24 protein-coding genes and 1 pseudogene are annotated in these 23,617 nt (G+C 55.6%); 13 read left to right on the top strand and 12 right to left on the bottom strand.

Translation table 11 applies throughout. From position 1 onward, the window contains the following. Nucleotides 1-23 precede the first annotated feature (23 nt). A complete protein-coding gene (locus tag GNG27_RS14555) occupies nucleotides 24-1,007 on the bottom strand; it encodes an autoinducer 2 ABC transporter substrate-binding protein (RefSeq protein ID WP_156264108.1) in 984 nt (327 codons plus the stop codon). A 405-nt stretch (nucleotides 1,008-1,412) separates the two neighbouring features. On the opposite strand from GNG27_RS14555, the gene GNG27_RS14550 reads away from it, so the two are divergent. The 4 genes from GNG27_RS14550 to GNG27_RS14535 all read left to right on the top strand — a co-directional run bounded on the left by GNG27_RS14550 (nucleotide 1,413) and on the right by GNG27_RS14535 (nucleotide 5,030). After that, nucleotides 1,413-2,558 (top strand): transglutaminase-like domain-containing protein, encoded by a 1,146-nt coding sequence (locus GNG27_RS14550; protein ID WP_156264107.1) that lies wholly within the window; start codon nucleotides 1,413-1,415, stop codon nucleotides 2,556-2,558. Next, nucleotides 2,536-2,892, top strand: coding sequence for a mercuric transporter MerT family protein (locus tag GNG27_RS14545; protein WP_142486280.1), 357 nt, complete (start codon nucleotides 2,536-2,538; stop codon nucleotides 2,890-2,892). The genes GNG27_RS14550 and GNG27_RS14545 overlap by 23 nt, the downstream gene beginning before the upstream one ends. Next, nucleotides 2,889-3,170, top strand: coding sequence for a heavy-metal-associated domain-containing protein (locus tag GNG27_RS14540; protein ID WP_156264106.1), 282 nt, complete (start codon nucleotides 2,889-2,891; stop codon nucleotides 3,168-3,170). Before GNG27_RS14545 ends, GNG27_RS14540 begins: the two co-directional genes overlap by 4 nt. 285 nt (nucleotides 3,171-3,455) lie before the next feature. Further along, a complete protein-coding gene (locus GNG27_RS14535; protein WP_156264105.1) occupies nucleotides 3,456-5,030 on the top strand; it encodes a sulfatase-like hydrolase/transferase in 1,575 nt (524 codons plus the stop codon). A 38-nt stretch (nucleotides 5,031-5,068) separates the two neighbouring features. Here the strand turns inward: GNG27_RS14535 and GNG27_RS14530 are convergent, their stop codons facing one another. From GNG27_RS14530 to GNG27_RS14510, 5 genes are all read right to left on the bottom strand, one after another. Then, on the bottom strand, nucleotides 5,069-5,785 hold the full coding sequence (locus GNG27_RS14530; protein ID WP_142486277.1) for an ABC transporter ATP-binding protein: 717 nt from the start codon (nucleotides 5,783-5,785) through the stop codon (nucleotides 5,069-5,071). Continuing rightward, nucleotides 5,782-6,657 carry an ABC transporter ATP-binding protein gene (locus GNG27_RS14525; protein ID WP_142486276.1) on the bottom strand — a complete coding sequence of 292 codons (876 nt, stop codon included), beginning with the start codon at nucleotides 6,655-6,657 and terminating at the stop codon, nucleotides 5,782-5,784. The genes GNG27_RS14530 and GNG27_RS14525 overlap by 4 nt, the downstream gene beginning before the upstream one ends. Then, nucleotides 6,654-7,955: a high-affinity branched-chain amino acid ABC transporter permease LivM gene (gene livM, locus GNG27_RS14520; protein WP_156264104.1), complete on the bottom strand. Its 1,302-nt coding sequence runs from the start codon at nucleotides 7,953-7,955 to the stop codon at nucleotides 6,654-6,656. Before livM ends, GNG27_RS14525 begins: the two co-directional genes overlap by 4 nt. Nucleotides 7,956-7,965: 10 nt before the next feature. Next, entirely contained in the window at nucleotides 7,966-8,880 is a 915-nt protein-coding gene (locus GNG27_RS14515) for a branched-chain amino acid ABC transporter permease (protein ID WP_059309089.1), read from the bottom strand. 101 nt (nucleotides 8,881-8,981) lie between these two features. Beyond that, the gene (locus GNG27_RS14510) at nucleotides 8,982-10,103 is read right to left on the bottom strand and encodes a branched-chain amino acid ABC transporter substrate-binding protein (RefSeq protein ID WP_142486274.1); all 1,122 of its coding nucleotides are present in this window, start codon (nucleotides 10,101-10,103) and stop codon (nucleotides 8,982-8,984) included. 428 nt (nucleotides 10,104-10,531) lie between these two features. Here GNG27_RS14510 and GNG27_RS14505 point away from each other — a divergent pair, with 428 nt between their 5' ends. Beyond that, the gene (locus GNG27_RS14505) at nucleotides 10,532-11,200 is read left to right on the top strand and encodes a YecA family protein (RefSeq protein ID WP_156264103.1); all 669 of its coding nucleotides are present in this window, start codon (nucleotides 10,532-10,534) and stop codon (nucleotides 11,198-11,200) included. An 80-nt stretch (nucleotides 11,201-11,280) separates the two neighbouring features. Here GNG27_RS14505 and tyrP read toward each other — a convergent pair whose 3' ends face one another. After that, nucleotides 11,281-12,492 (bottom strand): tyrosine transporter TyrP, encoded by a 1,212-nt coding sequence (tyrP, locus tag GNG27_RS14500; protein ID WP_156264102.1) that lies wholly within the window; start codon nucleotides 12,490-12,492, stop codon nucleotides 11,281-11,283. A gap of 249 nt (nucleotides 12,493-12,741) precedes the next feature. Between tyrP and GNG27_RS14495 the strand changes: the two genes are divergently transcribed. Beyond that, on the top strand, nucleotides 12,742-13,083 hold the full coding sequence (locus GNG27_RS14495) for a hypothetical protein (RefSeq protein ID WP_156264101.1): 342 nt from the start codon (nucleotides 12,742-12,744) through the stop codon (nucleotides 13,081-13,083). A 67-nt stretch (nucleotides 13,084-13,150) separates the two neighbouring features. Next, nucleotides 13,151-13,390 carry a YecH family metal-binding protein gene (locus tag GNG27_RS14490; protein ID WP_156264100.1) on the top strand — a complete coding sequence of 80 codons (240 nt, stop codon included), beginning with the start codon at nucleotides 13,151-13,153 and terminating at the stop codon, nucleotides 13,388-13,390. Between the two features lie 35 nt (nucleotides 13,391-13,425). Here GNG27_RS14490 and ftnA read toward each other — a convergent pair whose 3' ends face one another. Beyond that, nucleotides 13,426-13,923: a non-heme ferritin gene (ftnA, locus tag GNG27_RS14485; protein WP_142486269.1), complete on the bottom strand. Its 498-nt coding sequence runs from the start codon at nucleotides 13,921-13,923 to the stop codon at nucleotides 13,426-13,428. Nucleotides 13,924-14,136: 213 nt separating this feature from the next. Further along, a complete protein-coding gene (yecR, locus tag GNG27_RS14480) occupies nucleotides 14,137-14,475 on the bottom strand; it encodes a YecR family lipoprotein (RefSeq protein WP_156264099.1) in 339 nt (112 codons plus the stop codon). 294 nt (nucleotides 14,476-14,769) lie between these two features. On the opposite strand from yecR, the gene GNG27_RS14475 reads away from it, so the two are divergent. Further along, nucleotides 14,770-15,408: an RpiB/LacA/LacB family sugar-phosphate isomerase gene (locus GNG27_RS14475; RefSeq protein WP_032612023.1), complete on the top strand. Its 639-nt coding sequence runs from the start codon at nucleotides 14,770-14,772 to the stop codon at nucleotides 15,406-15,408. Between the two features lie 41 nt (nucleotides 15,409-15,449). On the opposite strand, the gene GNG27_RS14470 is transcribed toward GNG27_RS14475, so the two are convergent. Further along, nucleotides 15,450-16,871 carry an MFS transporter gene (locus GNG27_RS14470; RefSeq protein ID WP_156264098.1) on the bottom strand — a complete coding sequence of 474 codons (1,422 nt, stop codon included), beginning with the start codon at nucleotides 16,869-16,871 and terminating at the stop codon, nucleotides 15,450-15,452. A 212-nt stretch (nucleotides 16,872-17,083) separates the two neighbouring features. Between GNG27_RS14470 and azuC the strand changes: the two genes are divergently transcribed. Together azuC and GNG27_RS14460 are read left to right on the top strand one after the other, a co-directional pair. Further along, nucleotides 17,084-17,167 carry a stress response protein AzuC gene (gene azuC, locus GNG27_RS14465; RefSeq protein WP_098946254.1) on the top strand — a complete coding sequence of 28 codons (84 nt, stop codon included), beginning with the start codon at nucleotides 17,084-17,086 and terminating at the stop codon, nucleotides 17,165-17,167. Between the two features lie 95 nt (nucleotides 17,168-17,262). After that, on the top strand, nucleotides 17,263-17,514 hold the full coding sequence (locus GNG27_RS14460) for a DUF2766 family protein (protein WP_039030868.1): 252 nt from the start codon (nucleotides 17,263-17,265) through the stop codon (nucleotides 17,512-17,514). Nucleotides 17,515-17,594: 80 nt separating this feature from the next. On the opposite strand, the gene GNG27_RS14455 is transcribed toward GNG27_RS14460, so the two are convergent. Together GNG27_RS14455 and GNG27_RS14450 are read right to left on the bottom strand one after the other, a co-directional pair. Continuing rightward, nucleotides 17,595-18,938 carry an anaerobic C4-dicarboxylate transporter gene (locus GNG27_RS14455; protein WP_156264097.1) on the bottom strand — a complete coding sequence of 448 codons (1,344 nt, stop codon included), beginning with the start codon at nucleotides 18,936-18,938 and terminating at the stop codon, nucleotides 17,595-17,597. Between the two features lie 170 nt (nucleotides 18,939-19,108). Beyond that, entirely contained in the window at nucleotides 19,109-19,612 is a 504-nt protein-coding gene (locus GNG27_RS14450; protein WP_142486265.1) for a non-heme ferritin-like protein, read from the bottom strand. Between the two features lie 546 nt (nucleotides 19,613-20,158). Here GNG27_RS14450 and GNG27_RS14445 point away from each other — a divergent pair. The 3 genes and pseudogenes from GNG27_RS14445 to araG all read left to right on the top strand — a co-directional run. Then, nucleotides 20,159-20,713: pseudogene (locus GNG27_RS14445) on the top strand (DJ-1/PfpI family protein); the annotation flags it as partial. A gap of 317 nt (nucleotides 20,714-21,030) precedes the next feature. Next, nucleotides 21,031-22,020, top strand: a complete 990-nt coding sequence (gene araF, locus GNG27_RS14440; RefSeq protein ID WP_156264095.1) for an arabinose ABC transporter substrate-binding protein AraF — start codon at nucleotides 21,031-21,033, stop codon at nucleotides 22,018-22,020. A 68-nt stretch (nucleotides 22,021-22,088) separates the two neighbouring features. Next, nucleotides 22,089-23,603 (top strand): L-arabinose ABC transporter ATP-binding protein AraG, encoded by a 1,515-nt coding sequence (araG, locus tag GNG27_RS14435; RefSeq protein ID WP_156264094.1) that lies wholly within the window; start codon nucleotides 22,089-22,091, stop codon nucleotides 23,601-23,603. The last annotated feature ends 14 nt before the right edge of the window (nucleotides 23,604-23,617 follow it).

Raw genomic sequence — 23,617 nt, 5'->3', positions numbered from 1 at the left:
ACAGGGCGTGCGGGTTCAACCGATTAATACAGGCTATCGATATTCTCTTTGGTGACGCGCAGGACTTTGTGGAACTTGATAATCCGTTTTTCGCTATCGACGTCCGCTTTACCGAGGTTCGGGATCTCCAGACCCTGGGTAATCTCTTCGCCTTTCAGGACCTTGTCGGCGATAGCGGTGATGGCATAACCGGCAGAAGCCGGATCGTAGGTGATACCCATGGCAATATCGCCGCTTTTAATCAGCGAGGCGGCCTGGGATGGGATCATCATACCGTAGACAAAGACTTTGCCTTTCGCCCGTTTCTCTTTCACCGCGCGGCCCGCACCGATAGGGCCCTGAGAGCCAAATGAGACGATCCCTTTCATGTCGGGATGGGCTTTCATCAGATCGATGGTAGTACGTCGGGCGTCATCGATGTTTTCAGCCACCGGCATCCGGTTGGTGACTTCATGCATCTCCGGGTAATGCTCTTTCTGGTATTTCACGAAAAGATCCGCCCACAGGTTATGCTGCGGCACGGTCAGGCTACCGACATAGATGACATAACCCCCTTTACCGCCCATGGCTTTCGCCATCTCTTCAACGTTGTCGGCGGCAAATTTCTGGTTATCGATAATTTCCACATCCCAGTTGGCGCTGGGTTGCCCCGGGGATTCATTGGTTAATACCACGATGCCCGCCTCACGCGCCTTTTTGAATACCGGCTCGAGAACATCGGCGTCATTAGGAACGATACCGATCGCGGAGACTTTTTTAGCAATTAAGTCCTCAATGATTTTGACCTGCTGCGGCGCATCGGTACTGGATGGCCCCACCTGAGAAGCTTTTATCCCGAGGTCGCTGCCCGCTTTCGTGACGCCTTCACCCATGCGATTAAACCAGGGCATGCCATCTATTTTTGAGATATTGACCACTTCAATTTCTTTTGCCATTGCAGCGGTGGAGAAAACCATCAGCCCGAGCAAACTCGCAGACAATAATTTTGTTAAGCATATTTTTCTCATCTCATACCTCTGTAGGGTGGTAAAAAAATTAAAGTGATAATGACGATGTGTTGGTTGAGATAGCCGTGTTCATTTTTAATATTAGGTGAGAATAATCATTGCCAATATTTGTTCGCGAATAAAATAAGCGTACGGTCGGTTCCTCTTCATTCAGGGAGAGGGATGGGGTGAGGGCGCGCAGGCCGCACACTATTTAGCCAATCCCGATCTCTCGCCCTGCAATTGTTGCGGTTATTTTCGATTTTTTGCCTTCATGCCTGTACAACCCCGCCAGAATGCCGCCTAATAACGGCGCTTAATCTTTCATTCACAGTTAACAGGTCTGTTATTGATGAATCATCTCTATCACTCCGCGCCAGCCCCTGTCTGCTGTGATGAACATTCATTTACAAGGGACAGATAGCCATGCAGCGTCGACAATTTCTTAAATCCAGCGTTCTTCTTTCTGCCGCAGGCTTAGTAGGCCCGGTCGTTGCCAGCCAGACGGTGGCGCAAAACAGCGCTCCGCTCGCCGCGCCGGTGATGCGCCGTCGTTTTGTCCTGTCACAAACCTATAAACTGGCACCGCCGCAGGGCTCCAGCGGGACAGTCAAACTCTGGATCCCGTTACCGGTGGATACCGCCTTTCAGCAGATGACCGGCCTGACGTTCAGCGGTAACTACCAGCAGGCGTATATCACCACCAACAACGTCTATGGGGCTAAAACGCTGTTCGCGACCTGGCCAAAATCCGACGGCGATCTGCTGCTCCAGCTCGATCTGGAGATCGAAACGGCAGACTGGGAGCCGCTGAAACATGAGGCTCTGAAACACTGGCAGGCTCCGGAACAGATCGTCTATCCGCTGGCGGTGAAGCCGTACCTGCTGCCGACAACCCATACCCCGGTTGATGGCCTGGTGCGCGAAACGGCGCAAAAAATCACCGCCGGCGAAACCGATCCGCTGAAGAAAGCGCGTCTCATCTACGAGTGGGTCAGCAGCCATATGGAGCGCGATAACGACGTGATTGGCTGTGGCACCGGCGATGTGGCCACCATTCTGCAAAGCGGCAAGCTCAGCGGCAAATGCACCGACATCAGCTCGGTGTTTGTCGCCCTGGCGCGGGCCAGCGGGATTCCGGCGCGGGAGCTGTTCGGCATCCGCCTGGGCCGGGCCAATAAACTGGAGCGTTACTCCGCCAGCGCCTTCGGCAAGGCCGACAGCGCGGGCGTCTCCGACGTCAGCGGCGGGCAGCACTGCCGGGCGGAATTTTATCTGGCGGGATACGGCTGGCTGCCGTGCGATCCGGCGGACGTCACCAAAATGCGTCTGGCGGAGAAAAAAGCCCATCAGGATCCCGATGTGCAGGCGGTGAATACGTACCTGTTTGGTAACTGGGAGATGAACTGGGTGGGCTTCAACTACGGGCGCGATTTCGAGCTGTACCCGGCGACGGAGCAGGGCGCGGTGAATAACTTTGGCTACCCTTATGCCGAGGTGGACGGCGACCCACTCAATTTTTACGATCCAAAGGTGTTCACTTACCACTATGTCTCAACAGAACAACGCTAAGGGTGCAGGGCTGACCCTGCTGACGGCGGCCGCGGCGGCCGTCACCGCCGGGCTGTGCTGCGTCGGGCCGCTGCTCTATCTGCTGTTTGGTATCTCGGCCGCCGGTTTTGCCGGCCTCAGCCAGCTTGAGTTCCTGCGGGTGCCGATGATCCTGCTCTCGTCAGCACTGATGCTGCGGGTGTTCTGGCGGCTCTATTTTTCAACGCGGCCGTGGTGTACCGGGCGGATGACGCTGGGGCAAATGCGTCTGCTGTTCTGGCTCTCGCTGCCGGTACTGTTGCTGGTGCTGTTCTACCCCACGGTGGTGGCCTGGTATTATGAGGTGATGGAATGAAACGACTGCTGATAACCGCGAGTCTGTTACTGCCGCTGTGCGCGCAGGCTGCAAATGAAAAAGTGGTGCTGGACGTGCAGGGCATGACCTGCTCGCTGTGCGTGATTTCGGTCAACCAGGCCCTGCGTGAAACGGAAGGGGTGGTAAAAGCGAAAGCGTCGTTGAAGACGCGGCAAACCGACGTCATCGTCCCGGAGGGATTCCCGACGGAGACGTTATTACAGGCGGTGGCGAAAACGGGCTATACGGCAACCGTGAACCGCATTGAAAAACCGTAAAAATAATAATAATTGATGATGGTTTAATTCATATTATCGCCTTTGCGTCTTTCTTAAATTGTGAGAAAGACGCGCTACCACACAATTATTAATAAATTATGATGATATTGCTTCAATTTGCTGAAGATGAGATGACAAAACGTTGATTTTCCCACCCCCGCGCTCTATCTTTGGATAAGTTTCTCCCTAAAATGCTCCATTTTTATCCCTATATCGCCTTTCCGGCGGTTTTTTTGATCCTTGGCGCCAGCATTTTGCTGCGGCTTATTGTGGATTACGGTCAATATGAATATAACCGCGAGTAAATATACCCTCTGGATCCGCGATATTACGCTTAATCCATGGACAGCTTTTTATTTTCTCCAGTCCGTGCTGATTAATTATTCGTTTGGGTATTCTTTCAGCCTGATCTATTCGGTGGCCTTTAGCTGCGTATTATTTGTTCTCTGGCGGATGGCGCCGCGCGTGCAGAAAGGGTTTATTGCCCTGTGCAGCCTGCTGGCGGCAATGTACTTCCCGTTTCAACAGGCCTATGGCGCGCCGAATTTTAATACGTTGCTGGCGCTACACTCCACCAACGTGACTGAATCTGTTGAGATCCTGACGATATTCCCCTGGCACAGCTATCTTGTTTCATTAATTATTCTGGCACTAGGCGGGGTAGCGCTGCGGCGTAAAATTACACCGAAAATGGCGTGGCGCCGCGTGGATATGCTCTGTCTGGCCTTCAGCGTCGCCTGTTTCTTTATGACGCCAATGAAAAACCTGGTCCACTGGGGAAGCTTTACCCTGCTGGATGTGGGCTATCCGGTGTTCCGCTTCGTGAAGGACGTGGTGATCAACAACCACGAAGTGGTGCAGGAAAAAGCACACATGCTGGAGCTGGCTAAAATGAAGGACAACTGGACCGTGCTGGCGGTGAAGCCCCGCTACCACAACTACGTGGTGGTGATCGGTGAAAGTGCGCGTCGGGATGCCCTGGGGGCTTTTGGCGGGCAGTGGAATAACACCCCCTTTGCCAGCACGGTTAACGGCACGTTGTTCACGGATTTTGTCTCCTCAAGCGCCTCCACCCAAACCTCACTGGGCCTGTCCATGACCCGGGTGAACGGGGGGAATCCGGAGTATCAGAATAACTTCGTCACGCTGGCAAACCGCGCCGGATTCCAGACCTGGTGGTTCTCCAATCAGGGACAAATTGGGGAAAACGATACCGCTGTCGCCAGTATTGCGAAGCGTGCGAATAACGTGCAGTTTTTGCGCAAAGGGTATTATGAAGATGAAAATAATCCCCGGGATGAAGCCCTATTGCAGATGACGCAGCAGGTGCTCTCTACCCGCCATAGCCAAACGCAGCTGATCGTCCTGCATTTAATGGGCTCGCATCCCCAGGCCTGCGAGCGCACCCAGGGAAAATATACCGAATTTGTACAGTCGAAAGAGACCTCCTGCTACATCTACAGCATCACCCAGACCGACACCCTGTTAAAACAGCTTTATCAGCAGCTACAAAATACCGGCGACAGCTTCTCGATGGTCTATTTCTCCGATCACGGTCTGACCTATAAATCCCGTCTGACCGGGGGCCAGTATATGGGGCATGGTGATGCCTTCCAGCAAAACTATCAGGTGCCCTTTATGATCATGTCGAGTGACGACAAAGAGCATCGCCTGATTAAAGCCCGCCGCTCTGCCAACGATTTTCTCGATTTCTTCTCCGTCTGGACCGGGATCGAGGCCAAAGAGTTAAGCCCGAAATACCCCTTTGTCTCGGAGCAGGATGTGGGCTCCCCCTCGGTGACCAACTTTAAGCAGCAGAAAGTGGCGTACGCGCAGCTTCCTGACGATCTCCACGAGTGACGCCAGTCAGGGAGACCTGACTGGCGGGATCGTCCTGGCTACACGCCGCCCAGATAGGCCTTTCTGACGTCCTGATTGCCGAGCAGCTCCTCGCCGCTGCCGCTCAGGCGGATCTGGCCGTTGACCATCACATATCCACGATCGGAGAGCTTTAGCGCATGGTGCGCGTTCTGTTCCACGAGAAATATCGTCATCCCGTTGCGCGCCAGCTCGCGCAGGGTCTGGAAGATCTGCTTCACCACTATCGGCGCTAACCCTAAGCTCGGCTCATCAAGCAGTAGCAGTTTAGGCCGGCTCATTAAGGCGCGGGCGATAGCCAGCATCTGCTGCTCGCCGCCGGACATGGTCATCGCCCGCTGTTTACGCCGCTCTTTCAGACGCGGAAAGAGGTCAAACATGCTCTGGAGATCCTCTGTCGCATACTGGTTGCCGATGGGGATGGTGCCCATCAGCAGGTTCTCTTCGACGGTCATATCGGGGAAGATGCGCCGTCCTTCCGGGGCTTGGGCGATGCCGCCCGAGGCCACGTAGTGGGTCGATTTATGGCTGATGTCTTCGCCGCAAAACAGAATTTGCCCGTCGCGTACCCTGGGCTGTCCGAAAATGGACATCAGCAGGGTCGATTTGCCCGCCCCGTTCGCGCCGATCAGCGCCACGGTTTCGCCGGGGTTGACCTGCAACGAAACCTGCTTCAGCGCCTGGATCACCCCGTAATAGACATCCACCTGACGAAACTCCAGCATTGCCTCACTCATACGCTGACCTCGCTTTCATCGGTGCCCAGATAGGCGGCAATGACTTTTTCATCGTGCTGGATCTGCTCCGGTTTGCCCTGAGCAATCACATCCCCGTGGTCGAGGACGATGATGTGATCCGATATCTCCATCACCATCCCCATATCGTGTTCGATCAGCAGGACGGTAATGTCGTGGCGATCGCGCAGGAAACGGATGATGTTACTCAGCGTGTGGGTCTCCACCGGGTTGAGTCCGGCGGCCGGTTCATCGAGGCAGATCATTTCCGGCCCGGTACACATGGCGCGGGCAATCTCGAGCCGCCGCTGCTGGCCGTAGGACATTTCGCCTGCGAGGCGGTTGGCGCAGTCCACCAGATCCACTACCTCCAGCCAGTAAAAGGCCCGGTCCAGGGCGTCGCTCTCCGCCCGGCGGTAGGCGGAGGTGTTCAACACCCCGGCCAGCAGGTTGCGGTTCACCTGCATATGCTGCGCCACCAGCAGGTTCTCCACCACCGACATCTCGCGGAACAGGCGGATGTTCTGGAAGGTACGCGCCAGCCCGGCGCGGTTGACCAGATGGGTGCCGCCAAACATTTTATAAAACAGACGCTGGCCGAACTGTGCCGGGTTGATCCAGTCCCCCGGCTGGAATTTCTGCCCGAGGATCTGAATCACGTTGGTCGTTTTGCTGCGGGTATTGAACAAAATATTGCCGCCGGAGGCTTTATAAAACCCGGTCAGGCAGTTGAACACCGTGGTTTTCCCCGCACCGTTCGGCCCGATCAGGGCGGTGATAGAGCCGCGCTGCACCTCAAGATTCACGTCGTTAAGCGCCTTGATGCCGCCAAAGTGCATCATCAGATGCTCCACGCTTAAAATGGTCCCGTTCATGGCGCCACTCCTTTTCGCACCGCGAAGCCGCTACGGTTGATGCGAATCAGCCCCCGCGGTCGCCAGATCATCATCACCACCATCAGGACGCCGAACAGCAGCACGCGGTACTCGGCGAAGGTGCGCAGCAGTTCGGGGGTGACGGTGAGCACAAAGGCCGCCAGCACCACCCCGAGGGTGGAGCCCATCCCGCCTAGCACCACAATGGCGAGGATCAGGGCCGACTCAAAGAAGGTGAACGAGGTGGGGTTAACAAACCCCTGATAGGTGGCAAAAAACACGCCGGCAATGCCCGCGGTAGAGGCCCCGAGGGTAAAGGCCGACAGTTTGACCAGCACATGGTTGAGGCCCATGGAGCGGCAGGCAATCTCGTCTTCACGCAGCGCCTCCCAGGCACGGCCAATCGGCATCCGCGTCAGGCGGTGCTTGATGTACAGCACCAGCAGCACCACCAGCAGCAGAATGGCGTAGATGAAGATGAACTTCAGATTGGGGTTGAAGGTCAGGTTGAAGAACTCGTGGAAGGGCACGCCGCCATCTTTCGCCCGACGGCCAAACTCCAGCCCGAACAGGGTAGGGGGCGGGGCGGAGATACCGTTCGGCCCGCCGGTGAAGGTGAGCCAGTTGTTCAGCACCAGGCGGATGATCTCCCCGAAGCCGAGAGTCACAATCGCCAGATAGTCGCCGTGCATGCGCAGCACCGGGAAGCCGAGCAGAGCCCCGGCCGCAGCGGCCATCAGCGCCGCCAGCGGCAGCATAGTCCAGAAGCCGAGCCCCAGATACTGATAGCCCAGCGCCAGGCCGTAGGCGCCGATAGCATAAAAGGCGACATAGCCGAGGTCCAGCAGGCCCGCGAGCCCCACCACGATGTTCAGCCCGAGGCCGAGCAGGACGTAGATCAGACCGAGGATTGCCACCGTCAGCACGTACTTGGTGGAGACGAACGGAAAACAGACCGCCAGGGCGATAATCAGCGGCAGGATCCAGCGCATCCGGCTTTTGTACTCTGGCGGGCGGACGTAGACCCCCGAGTTATCGTTGTCGAAGCGGGCCATCACCCGTCGGCCCGGCGCGGTGGTCAAAAAGGCGCTCAGTAAGAAACGGCCCGTCATCACCGTGGCAATGATCCACGCCAGCCGCCGCCCTTCGAAGTTAAAGCTGTAGCCATCCAGCACCACGCCGGCGATGGGACCAAAAACGATCAGCGCCACCATGCCGGCAAAAATGGCGTCGAGAAGACAGCGCTTAAGCGAAAAAACCTCGTGGGAAGCGGGTTGCGAAACGATTTGTGCAGTCATCTTTTTTCCCTCATACCTTGGCCACGACAGGGCGGCCAAGCAGTCCCTGAGGACGGAAAATCAGGATCACCACCAGCAATCCAAAGGAGAACACATCCTTATAGTCGGAGTTCACCATGCCGGAGAATTGCGCCTCGGCAATGCCGAGGATCAGGCCCCCCAGCATCGCGCCGGGCAGGGAGCCGATCCCCCCGAGAACGGCGGCGGTAAAGGCTTTAATCCCGATGATAAAACCGGCGTAAAAATCAAAGGTGCCGTAGTTCATGGTGATCAACACTCCTGCCAGCCCGGCCATCGCCGCGCCAATCACGAACACCAGGGAGATGATCCGGTCGGTATTGATACCCAGAATCGACGCCATCTTGCGATCCTGCTGCACGGCGCGACACATCCGCCCGAGCCGGGTATTGCTGATTATCCAGGTGAGCAGCAGCATCCCGGTGAACGAGGCGATCAGAATAAAGACTTTGGTGTAGGTGATCTGCACAAAGCCCTCGCCAATATGAAAACGCAGCACCCCGTCGAGCATGGTGGGGACCCCCTGCTGGCGCGGCCCCTGGCTGATTTGGGCGTAGTTTTGCAGGATCAGCGACATGCCGATGGCGGAGATCAGCGGGGCCAGGCGCGTGGAGTTACGCAGCGGTTTATAGGCGATCCGCTCGATGGTCCAGCCATAGACCCCCGTCACCACGATGGTGAACACCAGCGTGCCGAGGATCAGCAGCGGAAAGGATTCCAGCCCGAAGAAGGAGAGGAGCGCCAGGCCGATGGCACAGAGATAGGCGGAGATCATATACACTTCGCCGTGGGCGAAGTTAATCATGCCGATAATGCCGTAGACCATGGTGTAGCCGATGGCGATCAAACCGTAGACCGACCCCAGCGTTAAGCCATTGATTAACTGCTGCAGAAAGAAAGTTTCCATCATCGCGCGCTCGTGTTTTAGGCCGCCCGTTCAGGGCGCGGCCCGATGTTTATACTGCGTCGGTATGTCGCCATACCGACGTTGAGCGTGATTCCGTCCCGTTACTGCACTTCCTTATATTTTCCCTTGTCGTCCCACTCGTACACCACGTAGTCGGAGACTTTCAGGTCGCCTTTGCTGTCCCAGGATTTTTTGCCCATTACGGTATCCACCGAATTAGCCTTCAGCCATTCGCTGGCTTTGGCCGGATCGGCACCGCCCGCAGCTTTAAAGGCCGCAGCAATGGCCTGGATAGAGGCGTAGGAGTAGAGGGTGTAGCCTTCCGGCTCGAATTTACTGGCGCGGAATTTGTCGATCACCGCTTTGCCTTCCGGGATCAGGCGCGGGTCTTTACCGAAGGTCATATAGATACCGTTGGTGTATTGCGCGCCCCCGGCGGCGGTAACCATCTCTTCGTTGACGATACAGTCGCCGGAGAAGAATTTGGCCTGCACGCCCTGCTCACGCATCTGGCGCACCAGCGGGCCCGCCTCCGGATGGCAGCCGCCGAAGAAGACCACGTCCGGCTTCTGGGCACCGATTTTAGTCACCAGCGCGTTAAAGTCTTTTTCGCCCCGCGACAGGCCTTCGTACATCACATCCTTAACGTCGCGTTTCGCCAGCGCCGCTTTGGTGGCATCCGCCAGCCCCTGGCCGTAGGTGTCTTTGTCGTGAATGATCACCACCCGTTTGGCTTTCAGCTTATCGATAATGAAATCAGCGGCGACCTGACCCTGCTGGTCGTCACGACCGCACATGCGGAACATGTCGCTCATGCCGCGCTCGGTGATGAGCGGGTTGGTGGAGCCCGGGGTGATCGCCAGTACGCCGGCGTCGTTATAGACCTCGGAGGCCGGCATGGTGGAGGAGGAGCAGAAGTGGCCGACCACGGCTTTGACCTTATCCTGGTCAACCAGACGGTTAGCGACCGAGACGGCCTGTTTCGGTTCACAGGCATCATCGCCCTGCACCAGTTTGATCTTCTCGCCATTAATGCCGCCCGCGGCGTTAATGTCTTCCGCGGCCTGGGTCGCGCCGTGCCAGTACTGGTCCCCGTAGGTGGCGTTCGGCCCGGTGAAGGGACCCGCCACGCCAATGACGATATCAGCCTGGGCGGAAAACGCCGTCACCAGACACCCTGCCAGCACGATAGAGAGAGGACTTCTGATCAATTTCAGCGACATTATTATGTACCTTTTCTGAGTGGTTTTTGGCACAACCCTGTGTAGTCGAACGCCGGAGGCGTACCCAATCCAAAACGTGTTCAAAACGTAATGCACTAAACGGACGACATACCGCAGAAACAGGCGAGATTGCCTGAGGGTGATAACCCTCAGCACAACAGTAAGCAAAATGGTTGCCAGAACGGCAGCAGATTGCCTGTGTTTCGACAATTTTCAGTATAGAGCGCCGTTTTAAGCCACCCGGCACCACGCAGTGAAATTACAGCGGGGATCACATCTCATTAACAACAAAGCACATAAGTTGTGCAACGGTCACGATTCAGGCGCATTTGCACCAGTAAAGCGCCCGGGATAAGCAGGGGAAGGGGACAGTTCAACACGCTTTCTGTGTTACCCTGCACGCAATTCAATTCTGCAGGAGATTTACCATGAGCGAAGGCCCGTTAAACGAAACCGAAATGGAGTGGCTGGAAGAGACCTTAATGACCTACGGTCATGACGGCGAGTCCGTTATAGACGTCTCGGAGCTCGACGGGATGCTGACCGCGGTGCTGTCTGGCCCGGTGGTGGTTGAGCCGGACCGCTGGCTGGTGGCGGTATGGGGCGGCGAGAAAAACATTCCGCGCTGGAAGAACGATCGCGAGATGAACCGCTTTATCGATCTCTGCTTCAAGCACATGAACGATATCGCCGAGCGTCTGAGCGACTACCCGGAACAGTTTGAACCGATGTTCGGCATGAACGACGTCGAGGGCGAAACGTATACCGTGGTAGAGGAGTGGTGCTTCGGCTATATGCGCGGCGTGGCGTTGACCGACTGGTCATCCCTGCCGGAATCCCTGCGTGCCGATCTGGATTTGATTGCCCTGCACGGCTCCGAAGAGAACTTTGAGCGTCTGGATAGCTTCAGCGAAGAGGAGTTCCAGCAGAGCATCGAGAACATTCGTCCGGCGGCGCTGCGTCTGTATAACTACTGGATTGCCAACCCGCAGGAGCCGGTCACCCAGCAGCCGGTGATCAACGGCACCAAAGTCGGCCGCAACGATCCCTGCCCGTGCGGCAGCGGTAAAAAATTCAAGAACTGCTGTCTGCATTAACAGCGCCCGGCGGCGCTTCGCTTGCACGGGCCTACAGCTATCGTAGGCCGGGTAAGCGCAGCGCCACCCGGCACAACTGCTTATCCCACTTCCGGTAACAACCCCGCCGCAATGCCGAACTGCACAAGGATTATCGCAATCCCGCAGGCGAAGACCAGACACAGCGCCGGTTTACCGCCGGGTACCCGGTAGTCGCCGGTGGCATGCTGCTTACGGCTCTGCCAGACCAGCAGCGACGGCAGCAGCAGCGCCAGCACCGCCAGCGCCACCCCGGCATACCCCAGCGCCATCACAAACCCGCGTGGATAGAACAGGGCGAAGGCCAGCGGCGGCAGGAAGGTGATCGCCCCGGTCTGCATCCGCCCGCTCAGGGTGCGGCTGCGCTGGAACAGATCGGCAAGGTAATCGAACAGGCCCAGCGCCACGCCGAGGAACGAGGTTGCCAGGGCGAGGTCGGCAAACAGGTGCACCGCCAGCTCCACGTGCGGCGACGCAACCACTTCACGCAGGGCCTGCAACAGCCCGTTCAGGCCGGTATGGCTCGCCAGCATCCCCACAAAGGTCGAAGAGTTGATACTGCCGAGGGTGACCAGCTGCCAGAAGATATAGGCCACCAGCGGGATGGCGCTGCCGGTAATAAAAATCCAGCGCAGCTTGCGCACGTTGCCATTCATATAGCTGACGATGCTCGGCACGCTGCCGTGAAAACCGAACGAGGTAAAAATCACCGGGATGGCCGACAACGCCAGCCCTTTCTCCAGCGGCAGGGTCAGTAAGTTGACCTTATGAATATGCGGTGCCAGCAGGGCCAGCATCACGACCAGGAAGAGGATTTTTGCCGAGAACAGGAAGCGGTTGAAGAGATCCACCAGCGAGGTGCCCACGCAGACCACGCCGCCGCCAATCAGGGTAAAGAAGATCACCCCGGTGGCAGGGGTGATATCGGCGTTGAACCAGTCGTTAACGCTGGAGGCGATGAGCTCCCCCGCGCCGCTGATATAGGCCGCGGTCAGGGCATACATCAGGAACATCATGCTGAAGCCGGTGATCCACTGGCCGAAGCGGCCCAGATAGCGCCCAGCCAGCGACCCCAGCCCGGTATCGGCGGGAACGTGCTGATACACTTCGAGCAGCAGCAGGGCGGTGTAACACATCAGCGCCCAAAGTACGCCCAGCAATACCAGCGTGACGCCAAACCCGACGCCCGCGGCCGCCAGCGGCATCGCCAGCATTCCAGCCCCAATCGTCGTTCCGGCGACGATAAAAATACTTCCCAGCGTTCTGTTCTTCACGTTTTCCTCTACGGCCTTGCTGTATCACGACAAAATCTGCGGCGCAGAGTAAGGGAAAAGCACAGGTTCGTCAAACCGACGTTACAACGACTGTAAAACAATGTTTACGAAAATAACCCGGAGCGACGGCCTGGTCGTATGCCCATGAAAGTGGGGGTATTCGCCTACTTCATAAGGACAATGTTTTCGCCCGATAATCAGGCGTAACGTAAACGTTTCTTATAAATAATCAAAAAAAGTGAGACGGCGATGACCGGCAGTAAGCCCTTCAGTGCAAAATGGAGTCGCTCAGGCAATTTATTGTGTCATGGGCACTGGATCATCACCTGGCAGGGGCAGGCGTTAGCCCTGCCGGAGGCGCGGCAGGAAAAGGACATGGGTACCTGGGCGATTTACTCGATTATCGATCCTGAGGATGAAACTTTCGCCCAGGGCTTACAGGAAGATGAGTGGATCATTGAGAACGTCGAGTGGCTGACCGACCTCTTTTTCGACCACGCCATCCCGCTGGAAACCGATAGCTATCGTCAGTTTTATCAGGCGGTGAATAAACAGGACTGGCGCTGTACCAGCTGTGCCGGCTGTATGTAAACCTGCGCCAGCGCAAGGCGGGCAGGGGAGGAACGTGTCAGGCTGCGCCTTTCATTCTGGAGGGTTTATGGCATCCATACATGGGCACGACGTGCTGACGATGATGATTGATTCCGGTGAACAGTACACCGAAGCGAGCCTGGTGGCGGCAATTACCGCACGCTTTGGTGAGGCGGCACGTTTTCATACCTGTTCGGCGGCGGAAATGACCGCGACGGAGCTGGTGGCGTTTCTGGCGGCACGCGGGAAATTTATTCCGCTGGATACCGGTTTTTCAACGCACGAAAGTAAAATTTGTCGTCATTAAAAAATAACGCGGCGCCGGAAGGCGCCGCAGTAATATTAATTTTGAGCGTCGAGCGTCGACAGCTCTTTATCAATAAAGTACAACCCTTCACCCGATTTACCCGCCAGCGACAGTTTATCGAGCACGGATTTAAACAGCTTCTCTTCTTCATGCTGTTCTGACACATACCACTGCAGGAAATTAAAGGTGCCATAATCCTGGCTGGTCATGGCCGCATGAACCAGTTCGTTAATTTTCTGGGTGATCAGCTGCTCGTGCTCATAAGTGGCGCGGAACAGTTCGTCCAGCGATGCGTACTCTGCAAAGGGTGATGCCACCGGGTTGATGCGCGGCAGGCTGCCGGTATCGGTAAGATAATCAAAGAGACGCTGCATGTGGCTCATCTCTTCCTGCGCGTGACGGCGCATAAATGCCGCCGCGCCTTCAAAACTGTGATAGCTACACCAGGCGCTCATCTGCTGATAGAGCAGGGATGAGTACAGCTCCAGATTCATTTGCTCATTAAGCTTGTCGATCATTTCAGTTTTAAGCATGGTGTAGCTCCGTTTTATTATTAACTGGTCAACGTGAGCGTCACTATAATTTGTTATTTATTTATTTATTTGCAAAAAGTAAAATAAATATTTAAGCGATCATAATACGAATGGGAATAAAACGCATTGCGGGTAATTTAAATATATTAATGAGAATTATTCTGTTTCGTGTTTAAAATATTATTGCCAGCGGGAGCGCTGGCAATGGCATTATTACCAGGCGGACGTCGTGACGACGAGCGGCGGAGCATAACCATAACACTTATACTGGATGGTCATGGTCTCATTGAGGCACAGCGAGCCGCTGATGAGGCTACAGGTTTTGACCGGCTGACCGTAGGCCATGGCCGTGTTGTACCCCATCGCCTGGCATTCACGGGTCGCGGTGCCGCTGGTGACGTAGTCGTCATAGCGGGCGTTCTGCAACATGGCCTGATCGTAATTGAGCATGACGACACCTGACGTGACGTCGACGCTGCTGACTTCTGCTTGCCGGGTAACGCTACAGCCTGCCAGTAACAGGAGCAGGCCGCCAGTGCATAATCTCTTCATAGAACACTCTGAATGCGTTGAAATAATCTATACTAGCGGCTGATGTGCGCCGCAATGCCAGGATTAAACGCCTGTTCTGCCTCTTCTCTTTGCCACGAGCCCCGGCTCCTTCAATCTTATGCCATCCTTTTATCCATCGGTGGCAAAAACGCCTCTGAGTACAAAATTGTGAGCGCATCTTTGTTTTTTGAAACTATTTTTCACTTAATTTGAAAGTGTGTTTGCTTAGTAGTAAGGTTGAACAGGTAAGCTATTCACAGCGGGATGCCCCGCATCGCATTCAGGAGACGAAGAATGAAAATTGCACTGATGATGGAAAACAGCCAGGCGCCAAAAAACGCCATCATCCTCAAGGAATTGAACGCCGTTGCTGAAGAGAAAGGTTTCCCGGTCTACAACGTTGGGATGAGCGACGAAAACGATCACCACCTGACCTATATTCACCTGGGGATCATGGCGAGCATTCTGCTGAACTCGAAAGCGGTTGATTTCGTGGTAACCGGTTGCGGTACCGGCCAGGGCGCGCTGATGTCCCTGAACATCCATCCGGGCGTGGTGTGCGGCTACTGCATCGATCCGGCGGATGCTTTCCTGTTCGCCCAGATCAACAACGGTAACGCGCTCTCCCTGCCGTTTGCCAAAGGCTTCGGCTGGGGTGCAGAGCTGAACGTCCGCTTCATCTTTGAAAAAGCCTTCACCGGCCGTAATGGCGAAGGTTATCCGCCAGAGCGTAAAGAGCCGCAGGTTCGCAACGCCGGCATTCTGAACCAGGTTAAGGCCGCGGTGGTTAAAGAGAACTATCTCGACACCCTGCGCGCTATCGATCCAGAGCTGGTTAAAACGGCAGTGACCGGTCAGCGTTTCCAGCAGTGCTTCTTTGAGAACTGCCAGGATAAAGAGATCGAAGCTTTTGTCCGCGGCATTATCGGCTAAGTTGCCAACACCAGGAAAAAGCCAGCTTGCGCTGGCTTTTTTTATGCCTGCTTGCGGGATACCGCACTGCCGGCATCTTTCACCAGCCGCAGGGTATCAAACATCCCCAGCAGACAGACCAGCGCAATCGCCACAAATGCCAGCCGGAAACCGATCCCCGGTAGCGCTTCAATCCCCAGCATCTCGCTGCACAGTTCGCCGATACGGATCCCGATAGCGCCGAGGGTGATCCCCAGCCCCACCGCCAACTGGGTGGCGGTCGAAAACAGAGTGTTGGCATAGCTCATCTGCGGGGAAGGGACGTCGGCAAAGGCGAGGGTGCTGATGGCGGTAAACTGAATGGAACGAAATACGCCGCCCAGATAGAGCACCAGCATGATGACCCACACCGGGGTTTGCGGCGTCAGGAACGCGCAGGCCAGCAGGGCCAGCACGTTCAGCGCCCCGTTGATCAGCAGCAGCTTTTTAAACCCCAGCCCGCGAATCAGCGGGGTGGTCGCCGGTTTGATGGTCAGGTTGCCGACAAACACCGCCAGCACCAGCAAACCGGAGTGGAACGCATCCATGCCGAATCCCACCTGAAACAGCAGCGGCAGCAAAAAGGGTACGGCGCTGATGGAGGCGCGGAACAGCGACCCGCCGTACATCGTCACGCGAAAAGTGGGCACCTGCAGGGCATCCAGGCGGATCATCGGCCATTCAGCGCGCCGGAAATGCCGCAGCGCATAGATCATCGTGACCACCCCGATAGCCAGCAGCGCCAGGGTGATCCCCGTATTGACCTGCTGCGCCCCCATCATCTCCATGGCGCAGACCAGGCTGACCATCGCCACCGAGGTGGCGATAAAGCCCGGGGTGTCGAACGGGCGACGGCTCTCTTCATAGATATCCGGGATAATGCGCAGCGCCAGCACGATGGCAATCAGCCCCAGCGGCACGTTAATAAAGAAAATCCAGCGCCAGTTGGCATAGCTGGTAATAAAGCCGCCCAGCGGCGGGCCGATAATCGGCGCTACCAGCGCGGGCCAGGTGAGGGTGGCGATGGCGGCGATCAGCAGATGTTTTGGCGTGGTGCGCAGCACCGCCAGCCGCCCAACCGGCACCATCAGCGCGCCGCCCATCCCCTGCAGGACGCGCATGGCGACAAACTGATCGACGCTGGTGGCAAGGCCGCACAGCACCGAGGCGAGGGTAAAAATGGCCAGCGCAAGGGTGAAAACTTTACGCGCCCCAAAACGGTCGGCGATCCAGCCGCTCGCGGGAATTAATACCGCCAGGGTGATGAGATAGGCACTGATGCCGATGTTGAGATCCACCGCCTGCACGCCAAAGCTTCTCGCCATATCGGGCAGCGCGGTGGCGATCACCGTGCCGTCGAGAAACTCCATAAAGAACGCGCCCGCGACTAACAGCGCAGCGGGAGAGATCCCGCTGGACGCTTTACCGGAGATATTTTCGGTCATTTTTCCTCTGCCACTTCAAAATTTTTTTAAAAATTTACAGGAACAAATACGCTGCTAATCACCTGATTTGTCATCGTTTTTAACAGGAACGCTGTTTTATTTTAAATAAACTGCCGTGATGAATATCACAAAATCATTGATTTTTGTGATGCAGGTCATATTATAGGCGCATCAACAATAACACCTGCATAACATTTAGCCGGAGCATAATGATGAAATTGCGCAAAATCCTGAAAAGCATGTTCGAATCCTACTGCAAGACCTTCAAGGACGTACCGCCAGGCGCGATGTTCTGATAAAAAAACCTGCTTCGGCAGGTTTTTTTGTGCCTGCAGGCCGCATCAGGGCAGGCGTTTTGCTACTATGGCGGCCTTTCAAACAGGAGAAGCCTATGTCTCAAAACCTGAGTGCCGATCAGGAACTGATCTCTGACGTTGTTGCATGCCAGCTGGTTATCAAACAAATTCTTGATGTGATTGAAATCATCGCCCCGGCTGAGGTGCGCGAGAAGATGTCCAGCCAGCTCAAAAATATCGATTTCGCCAGCAATCCTGCCTCGGCCGACCCCGTCACGCTGCGCGCGGTTCAGAAAGCCATTGCGCTGATTGAACTGAAGTTCACGCCGCAGGGCGAGTCTCACTAAAATAAACCGACGTTTTGAATTTAGAAATGGTTTTGTGAGAATAAAGTGAACGGGCGACCCGCAGTCGCCCGGTATGATGATTACAGGAAGGTCTGCACCAGCAGATAACTCACCGCACAGGCACAGCTCACCCCGATGAGCCCTGGCAGAATAAAGCTGTGGTTGATGATAAACTTGCCGATACGCGTGGTGCCCGAGCGGTCAAAGCCAATGCAGGCGAGGTCGCTGGGGTAGGTCGGCAGAACGAAATAGCCGTATGACGCGGGGAAGAAAGCAATCAGCATCTTCGGGTCAATCCCCAGCATTAACCCCATCGGCGCAACTGCCGTCAGCGCTGCCGCCTGGCTATTGACCAGCTTCGAAACCAGAAACAGCACAATGGCGTAGGTCCAGGGGTGGCTTTTCACCACGCCTTCAAGGGCCATCTTCAGCTCAACCAGATGCGCCTGGAAAAAGGTATCGCTCATCCATGCCACGCCAAAGACCGAGAAAATAGCCACCATCCCGGCCTTAAACACCGCCCCGTTTGAGATCGCCGCTGCATTCACTTTGCAGAGCATCAGCATTACCGCCCCGGCAATCAGCATCATCATCTGGATCACCAGGTTCATCGACAGCGCCGTCAGCTTGCCTTTCACCTCAAAGGCCGGACGCAGCTCGGGCAGGGCGCCCAGCAGCACCACGACGGCAATCCCGGCGAAGAAGATCCAGGTGGACCAGTACGCCTGCTTCGGGAAACGCTGATTCATCAAGGTATCGGTGCTGCCATAGATGAACTTACGCTGCTCAGGATCCTGCAACCGGGCCTGAAATTCCGCGTCGTCGGCCAGATCCTTGCCACGGCGTAGACTCCAGAGCGCGGCAATCGCCACTCCCGCCAGCGAGGCCGGGACCGAAATTGCGAGGATCTCAAGAATGCCAAATGCCTGACCCACGCCGTGCTGCGCGGCAAGAATAGACACCAGCGACACGACGGCAACCGACACCGGAGAGGCGGTAATCGCCATCTGCGAAGCAATGGACGCCACCGCCATCGGACGCTCGGGACGGATCCCTTTTTTCAGCGCGATATCGGCAATAATCGGGAACATGGTATAGACCACATGGCCTGTACCGCACAGAAAGGTCAGCATCCAGGTCGTGAAAGGGGCGAGTAGGGTAATGTGTTGCGGATGCCGCCGCAGCAGCCGTTCGGCAAACTGCATCATTACATTCAGCCCCCCGGCGGTCTGAAGCGTGGCCGCACAGCCAATGACCGCAAGGATCGTCAGCATGACATCTACCGGGGGCTTACCGGGCTGGAGCCCAAAGACAAAGCTGAGAATAAAAAGGCCAATGCCGCTTATCAGCCCCAGCCCCATTCCTCCAAACCGGGTGCCGATTAACAGGCACAGAATAATGACAATAAATTCAACGCTAATCATACGTATCCCTCGTCTGTGAAAATGAAATTTTCGCAAATCATTACACGGAGAAGGGTTATTCGGTGGGAGCCAGATCGGACTTGTTAAAGATTAATAAAAGCAAAGGCTTGGTTGCGTTTTTGTAACAAAATTACCCGGCACAGGCCGGGTAATGAACGTGAAGTGCAGAATCAGTGGTGCTGGCAGTTGACGACGTTAAGCAGGTGGCGATCGGTCTGTTCCATACCCATGCCGGTGCGACGTGCCTGACGAACTTCATCAAGGACAGTTTTCAGTAACAATCCATCCTGCTGCTGTTCCTTTTCAATATCATGCAGGAAGTTGAGCGTGGAGATATCCTGCATTTTCCGCGCTTCATCCGTTAATTGAGTCAGGGTCAGACAGCGTTGCTCATACTCTTCCAGCGTGCGCTGGAAAACGGCTTCCAGACCATTACAGTCTTCGTCCGTCATATCCACGGGCTTCAGAACCGGCATGGCGCCTGAGGCTTTCAGAAAATCAAAAACGCGCATCATCTGCGTGACGTTGCTCTGCGCCTGGGTGCGCAGGAAGGTCGCGGAACCGGTAAGCTGATGTTCTGAACACCACTCGCTGAGGTGCAAAGAGAGATTTGACGCGTGAAACTCCAGGTTCATCTGCGTATTGAGCTTGGTAATCATATCCGAGACAGCCATATCCATTCCCTTTTCTTCGTTTATGTAACCTAAAAAATAATCATCATTAACGATAGTTCACTACAGAATAAAAGCATTCTGTTTTCCCTGTATGTGATCCCATATTCATTTCAGGCATCGGGTAAAATTCATCATAACAGCGGTTGGTTTATAAGAAAATCCTTATAAATATATTCTTACTAAACCTTACTTCCCATCGGCAATTTAAAACAGTGAAAGGTTTAGTGAGGAATGACGGGAAGATGATGATTCATAAGCTAATGATATTTAAGCTTATGTATAAATATAAGGCAGGTTGACCGATAACGCCGTTTAATGTTTTATTCGGTAGCACTGGAATATGCGCTTAGCAAGTAAATTAATAATTATTCCCGTAAGACGGGATAGAGATAATTCTTGCTATTAATCTTTTTTTACACCTGACGGAAATTGAGCAGGATCATTTTTGCAATAAATAGCGTGTTATGTGATCCAGCAGGAAGTTTGCCGCCCCGCACTCTGTGAAAATGAAACGTTGTTTTATGTTTTTATCTAACGGAGTTCACTATGGCAAACGTTGCGGTGCTGCTGGCACCCGGATTTGAAGAGGCGGAAGCGATCATCACCATTGATATCCTGCGCCGTCTCAACATTGAGGTAGAAACCCTGGCCTGCGCCGAATCGCGCGCGGTGGTGAGCTACCATAATATCCCGATGGTCGCGGACAGCACCCTGAGTGAGAAAATCGACTGTTACTACGACGCCGTTGTTTTACCGGGCGGGCCGCAGGGCAGTGTTAACCTCGCTGCCAGCGCCGGGGTGCTGCGTTTTATTGCCGCCCATGACGAAGCGGGCAGGATTATCGCGCCCATCTGTTCCGCGGCCGCGCGCGTGCTGGGCGGGAACGGTTTATTAAAAGGCCGTCGCTATGTCTGTTCAGGCGATCTCTGGCAGGCCGTGCAGGACGGCGTGTATGTTGATGCCCCGGTGGTGGAAGACGGCAACCTCATCAGCGGCAAAGGTCTGGGCCATGCCTTCGACTTCGCGCTGACCCTCTCTGCCCGCCTGTTAGGCGATGAAGCGCCGGTGCGCGACCATGCCGATCACATCTACTATCCCTGGGAAGATCTCCGGGCGCGCGTGCGCCCGTCTAACAAGGATATCTTAGCTGATCTTATGGACTAATCTGCTTTACCCCTTTCTATTTGTCTGACAAACACCTCCGTATTTATGTCATTTTTCGCTGAATGTATGTACGCAATTACTGTAATTCTGCGGTGTGATGGCGCTCTCTTATGGATGATTAATTTCCCGCTAAAACTATCTCAAGCAAATGCGCTTTAAACACGGTTGGCGCTAATGCCTTGTTTTAAGTCCGATTAAACAGAATTGAGATGTTGTTTCCCCTACATATTAGAACGCTAAAGCTGGAGTTAACCATGCACAAATTTACTAAAGCGCTGGCGGCCATCGGTCTGGCTGCCGTTATGTCACAATCCGCTATGGCGGAGAACTTAAAGCTCGGTTTCCTGGTGAAGCAGCCGGAAGAGCCATGGTTCCAGACGGAGTGGAAATTCGCTGACAAAGCCGGGAAAGATTTGGGCTTTGAAGTGATTAAAATTGCCGTGCCGGACGGTGAAAAAACGCTGAACGCCATCGACAGCCTGGCGGCCAGCGGCGCGAAAGGGTTTGTCATTTGTACTCCGGATCCGAAACTAGGCTCCGCCATCGTGGCGAAAGCGCGCGGCTATGACATGAAGGTCATTGCGGTGGACGATCAGTTCGTCAACGCCAAAGGCAATCCAATGGATACCGTGCCGCTGGTAATGATGGCGGCGACCAAAATCGGCGAGCGTCAGGGCCAGGAGCTGTATAAAGAGATGCAAAAACGCGGCTGGGATGTGAAAGACACCGCCGTGATGGCCATTACCGCCGACGAGCTTGATACCGCGCGCCGTCGCACCACCGGCTCAATGGATGCCCTGAAAGCCGCCGGTTTCCCGGAAAAACAGATCTACAAAGTACCTACCAAATCTAACGATATCCCGGGCGCCTTCGATGCGGCCAACTCCATGCTGGTCCAGCACTCTGAAGTGAAACACTGGCTGGTGGTCGGGATGAACGACAACACCGTGCTCGGCGGCGTGCGCGCCACCGAAGGCCAGGGCTTCAAAGCGGCTGACGTGATCGGCATCGGCATCAACGGCGTGGATGCGGTGAGCGAACTCTCCAAAGCACAGGCTACCGGCTTCTATGGCTCCCTGCTGCCAAGCCCGGACGTACACGGCTACAAATCCAGCGAAATGCTCTACAACTGGGTGACCAAAGGGGCAGAGCCGGCGAAATTTACTGAAGTAACCGACGTGGTGCTGATCACCCGTGACAACTTCAAAGCCGAGCTGGAGAAAAAAGGACTGGGCGGTAAGTAATTTACTGTGATTGCGCCCCCCGGAAGTCAGGGGGGCCAGACGTTCACTACTCGATCCTCGGAGACGTTATGCAACAGTCTGAACCGTATCTCTCTTTTCGCGGCATCGGCAAAACCTTCCCCGGTGTCAACGCGCTGACCGACATCAGCTTTGACTGCTACCCGGGTCAGGTTCATGCCCTGATGGGGGAGAACGGCGCCGGAAAATCCACGCTGCTGAAGATCCTCAGCGGCAACTACACCCCCACGACGGGTACCCTGGCGATACAGGGCAAAGAGGTGGCGTTTGCGGACACCACCGCCGCGCTGAATGCCGGCGTCGCCATCATCTACCAGGAACTGCATCTGGTGCCGGAGATGACGGTCGCGGAAAACATCTACCTTGGGCAGCTCCCGCACAAGGGCGGTTTTGTGAACCGTTCGCTGCTCAACTATGAAGCCGGTCTGCAGCTGAAGCATCTCGGGCTGGATATTGACCCGCAGACCCCGCTCAAATATCTCTCCATCGGCCAGTGGCAGATGGTGGAGATCGCCAAAGCGCTGGCGCGCAATGCCAAAGTCATTGCCTTTGATGAACCGACCAGCTCCCTGTCGGCGCGTGAAATCGACAACCTGTTCCGGGTGATCCGCGAGCTGCGTAAAGAGGGTCGTATCATTCTGTACGTGTCGCACCGTATGGAAGAGATCTTCGCTCTCAGCGATGCCATCACCGTGTTTAAAGATGGCCGTTATGTTCGCACCTTCACCGATATGCAGCAGGTTAACCACGACCAGCTGGTGCAGGCGATGGTGGGGCGCGAGCTGGGGGATATCTATCACTGGGAGCCGCGCCAGTACGGCGGTGAGCTGCTGCGTTTGGAAGAGGTAAAAGCCCCGGGCGTACGCACGCCGGTCAGCCTTACCGTGCGCAGCGGAGAAATTGTCGGCCTGTTCGGGCTGGTGGGGGCAGGGCGCAGCGAGCTGATGAAAGGGCTCTTTGGCGGGACCCGTATCACCGGCGGTCAGGTCTTTATCGACGGACAACAGGTCGATATCCAGAAACCGGCGCACGCCATTCGCGCAGGGATGATGCTCTGCCCGGAAGACCGTAAAGCCGAGGGGATTATCCCGGTGCACTCGGTGCGGGACAACATCAACATCTCGGCGCGCCGCAAGACCATCCGCGCCGGGTGTCTGATTAACGATACGTGGGAGGTCAGCAATGCCGATCACCACATTCGCGCGCTGAACATTAAAACCCCGGGCGCGGAACAGCTGATCATGAACCTCTCGGGCGGTAACCAGCAGAAGGCGATCCTTGGCCGCTGGCTGTCGGAAGAGATGAAGGTGATCCTGCTGGATGAACCGACCCGCGGTATCGACGTGGGGGCGAAGCACGAAATTTATAACGTGATATACGCCCTGGCAAAACGCGGTGTGGCGGTGCTCTTCGCCTCCAGCGATCTGCCGGAGGTGCTGGGTGTGGCCGACCGTATCCTGGTGATGCGTGAAGGGGCCATTGCCGGTGAATTGCTACATGAACAGGCGAACGAACAGCAGGCCTTAAGCCTCGCCATGCCTAAAGTCAGCCAGGCTGTCGCCTGAGTAAGGAGAATAAG

Source organism: Leclercia sp. 119287 (genome assembly GCF_009734485.1).
GTDB classification, from domain to species: domain Bacteria; phylum Pseudomonadota; class Gammaproteobacteria; order Enterobacterales; family Enterobacteriaceae; genus Enterobacter; species Enterobacter adecarboxylatus_C.
The sequence above is the reverse complement of the archived record's forward strand: the minus strand, read 5'-3'. Positions and strand labels throughout refer to the sequence as shown.

Coding starts and splice junctions, on each gene's coding strand:
- GNG27_RS14555 (WP_156264108.1), bottom strand. CDS start 1,007: ATGAGAAAAATATGCTTAACAAAATTATTGTCTGCGAGTTTGCTCGGG.
- GNG27_RS14550 (WP_156264107.1), top strand. CDS start 1,413: ATGCAGCGTCGACAATTTCTTAAATCCAGCGTTCTTCTTTCTGCCGCA.
- GNG27_RS14545 (WP_142486280.1), top strand. CDS start 2,536: ATGTCTCAACAGAACAACGCTAAGGGTGCAGGGCTGACCCTGCTGACG.
- GNG27_RS14540 (WP_156264106.1), top strand. CDS start 2,889: ATGAAACGACTGCTGATAACCGCGAGTCTGTTACTGCCGCTGTGCGCG.
- GNG27_RS14535 (WP_156264105.1), top strand. CDS start 3,456: ATGAATATAACCGCGAGTAAATATACCCTCTGGATCCGCGATATTACG.
- GNG27_RS14530 (WP_142486277.1), bottom strand. CDS start 5,785: ATGAGTGAGGCAATGCTGGAGTTTCGTCAGGTGGATGTCTATTACGGG.
- GNG27_RS14525 (WP_142486276.1), bottom strand. CDS start 6,657: ATGAACGGGACCATTTTAAGCGTGGAGCATCTGATGATGCACTTTGGC.
- livM (WP_156264104.1), bottom strand. CDS start 7,955: ATGACTGCACAAATCGTTTCGCAACCCGCTTCCCACGAGGTTTTTTCG.
- GNG27_RS14515 (WP_059309089.1), bottom strand. CDS start 8,880: ATGGAAACTTTCTTTCTGCAGCAGTTAATCAATGGCTTAACGCTGGGG.
- GNG27_RS14510 (WP_142486274.1), bottom strand. CDS start 10,103: ATGTCGCTGAAATTGATCAGAAGTCCTCTCTCTATCGTGCTGGCAGGG.
- GNG27_RS14505 (WP_156264103.1), top strand. CDS start 10,532: ATGAGCGAAGGCCCGTTAAACGAAACCGAAATGGAGTGGCTGGAAGAG.
- GNG27_RS14495 (WP_156264101.1), top strand. CDS start 12,742: ATGACCGGCAGTAAGCCCTTCAGTGCAAAATGGAGTCGCTCAGGCAAT.
- GNG27_RS14490 (WP_156264100.1), top strand. CDS start 13,151: ATGGCATCCATACATGGGCACGACGTGCTGACGATGATGATTGATTCC.
- ftnA (WP_142486269.1), bottom strand. CDS start 13,923: ATGCTTAAAACTGAAATGATCGACAAGCTTAATGAGCAAATGAATCTG.
- yecR (WP_156264099.1), bottom strand. CDS start 14,475: ATGAAGAGATTATGCACTGGCGGCCTGCTCCTGTTACTGGCAGGCTGT.
- GNG27_RS14475 (WP_032612023.1), top strand. CDS start 14,770: ATGAAAATTGCACTGATGATGGAAAACAGCCAGGCGCCAAAAAACGCC.
- GNG27_RS14470 (WP_156264098.1), bottom strand. CDS start 16,871: ATGACCGAAAATATCTCCGGTAAAGCGTCCAGCGGGATCTCTCCCGCT.
- azuC (WP_098946254.1), top strand. CDS start 17,084: ATGAAATTGCGCAAAATCCTGAAAAGCATGTTCGAATCCTACTGCAAG.
- GNG27_RS14460 (WP_039030868.1), top strand. CDS start 17,263: ATGTCTCAAAACCTGAGTGCCGATCAGGAACTGATCTCTGACGTTGTT.
- GNG27_RS14455 (WP_156264097.1), bottom strand. CDS start 18,938: ATGATTAGCGTTGAATTTATTGTCATTATTCTGTGCCTGTTAATCGGC.
- GNG27_RS14450 (WP_142486265.1), bottom strand. CDS start 19,612: ATGGCTGTCTCGGATATGATTACCAAGCTCAATACGCAGATGAACCTG.
- araF (WP_156264095.1), top strand. CDS start 21,031: ATGCACAAATTTACTAAAGCGCTGGCGGCCATCGGTCTGGCTGCCGTT.
- araG (WP_156264094.1), top strand. CDS start 22,089: ATGCAACAGTCTGAACCGTATCTCTCTTTTCGCGGCATCGGCAAAACC.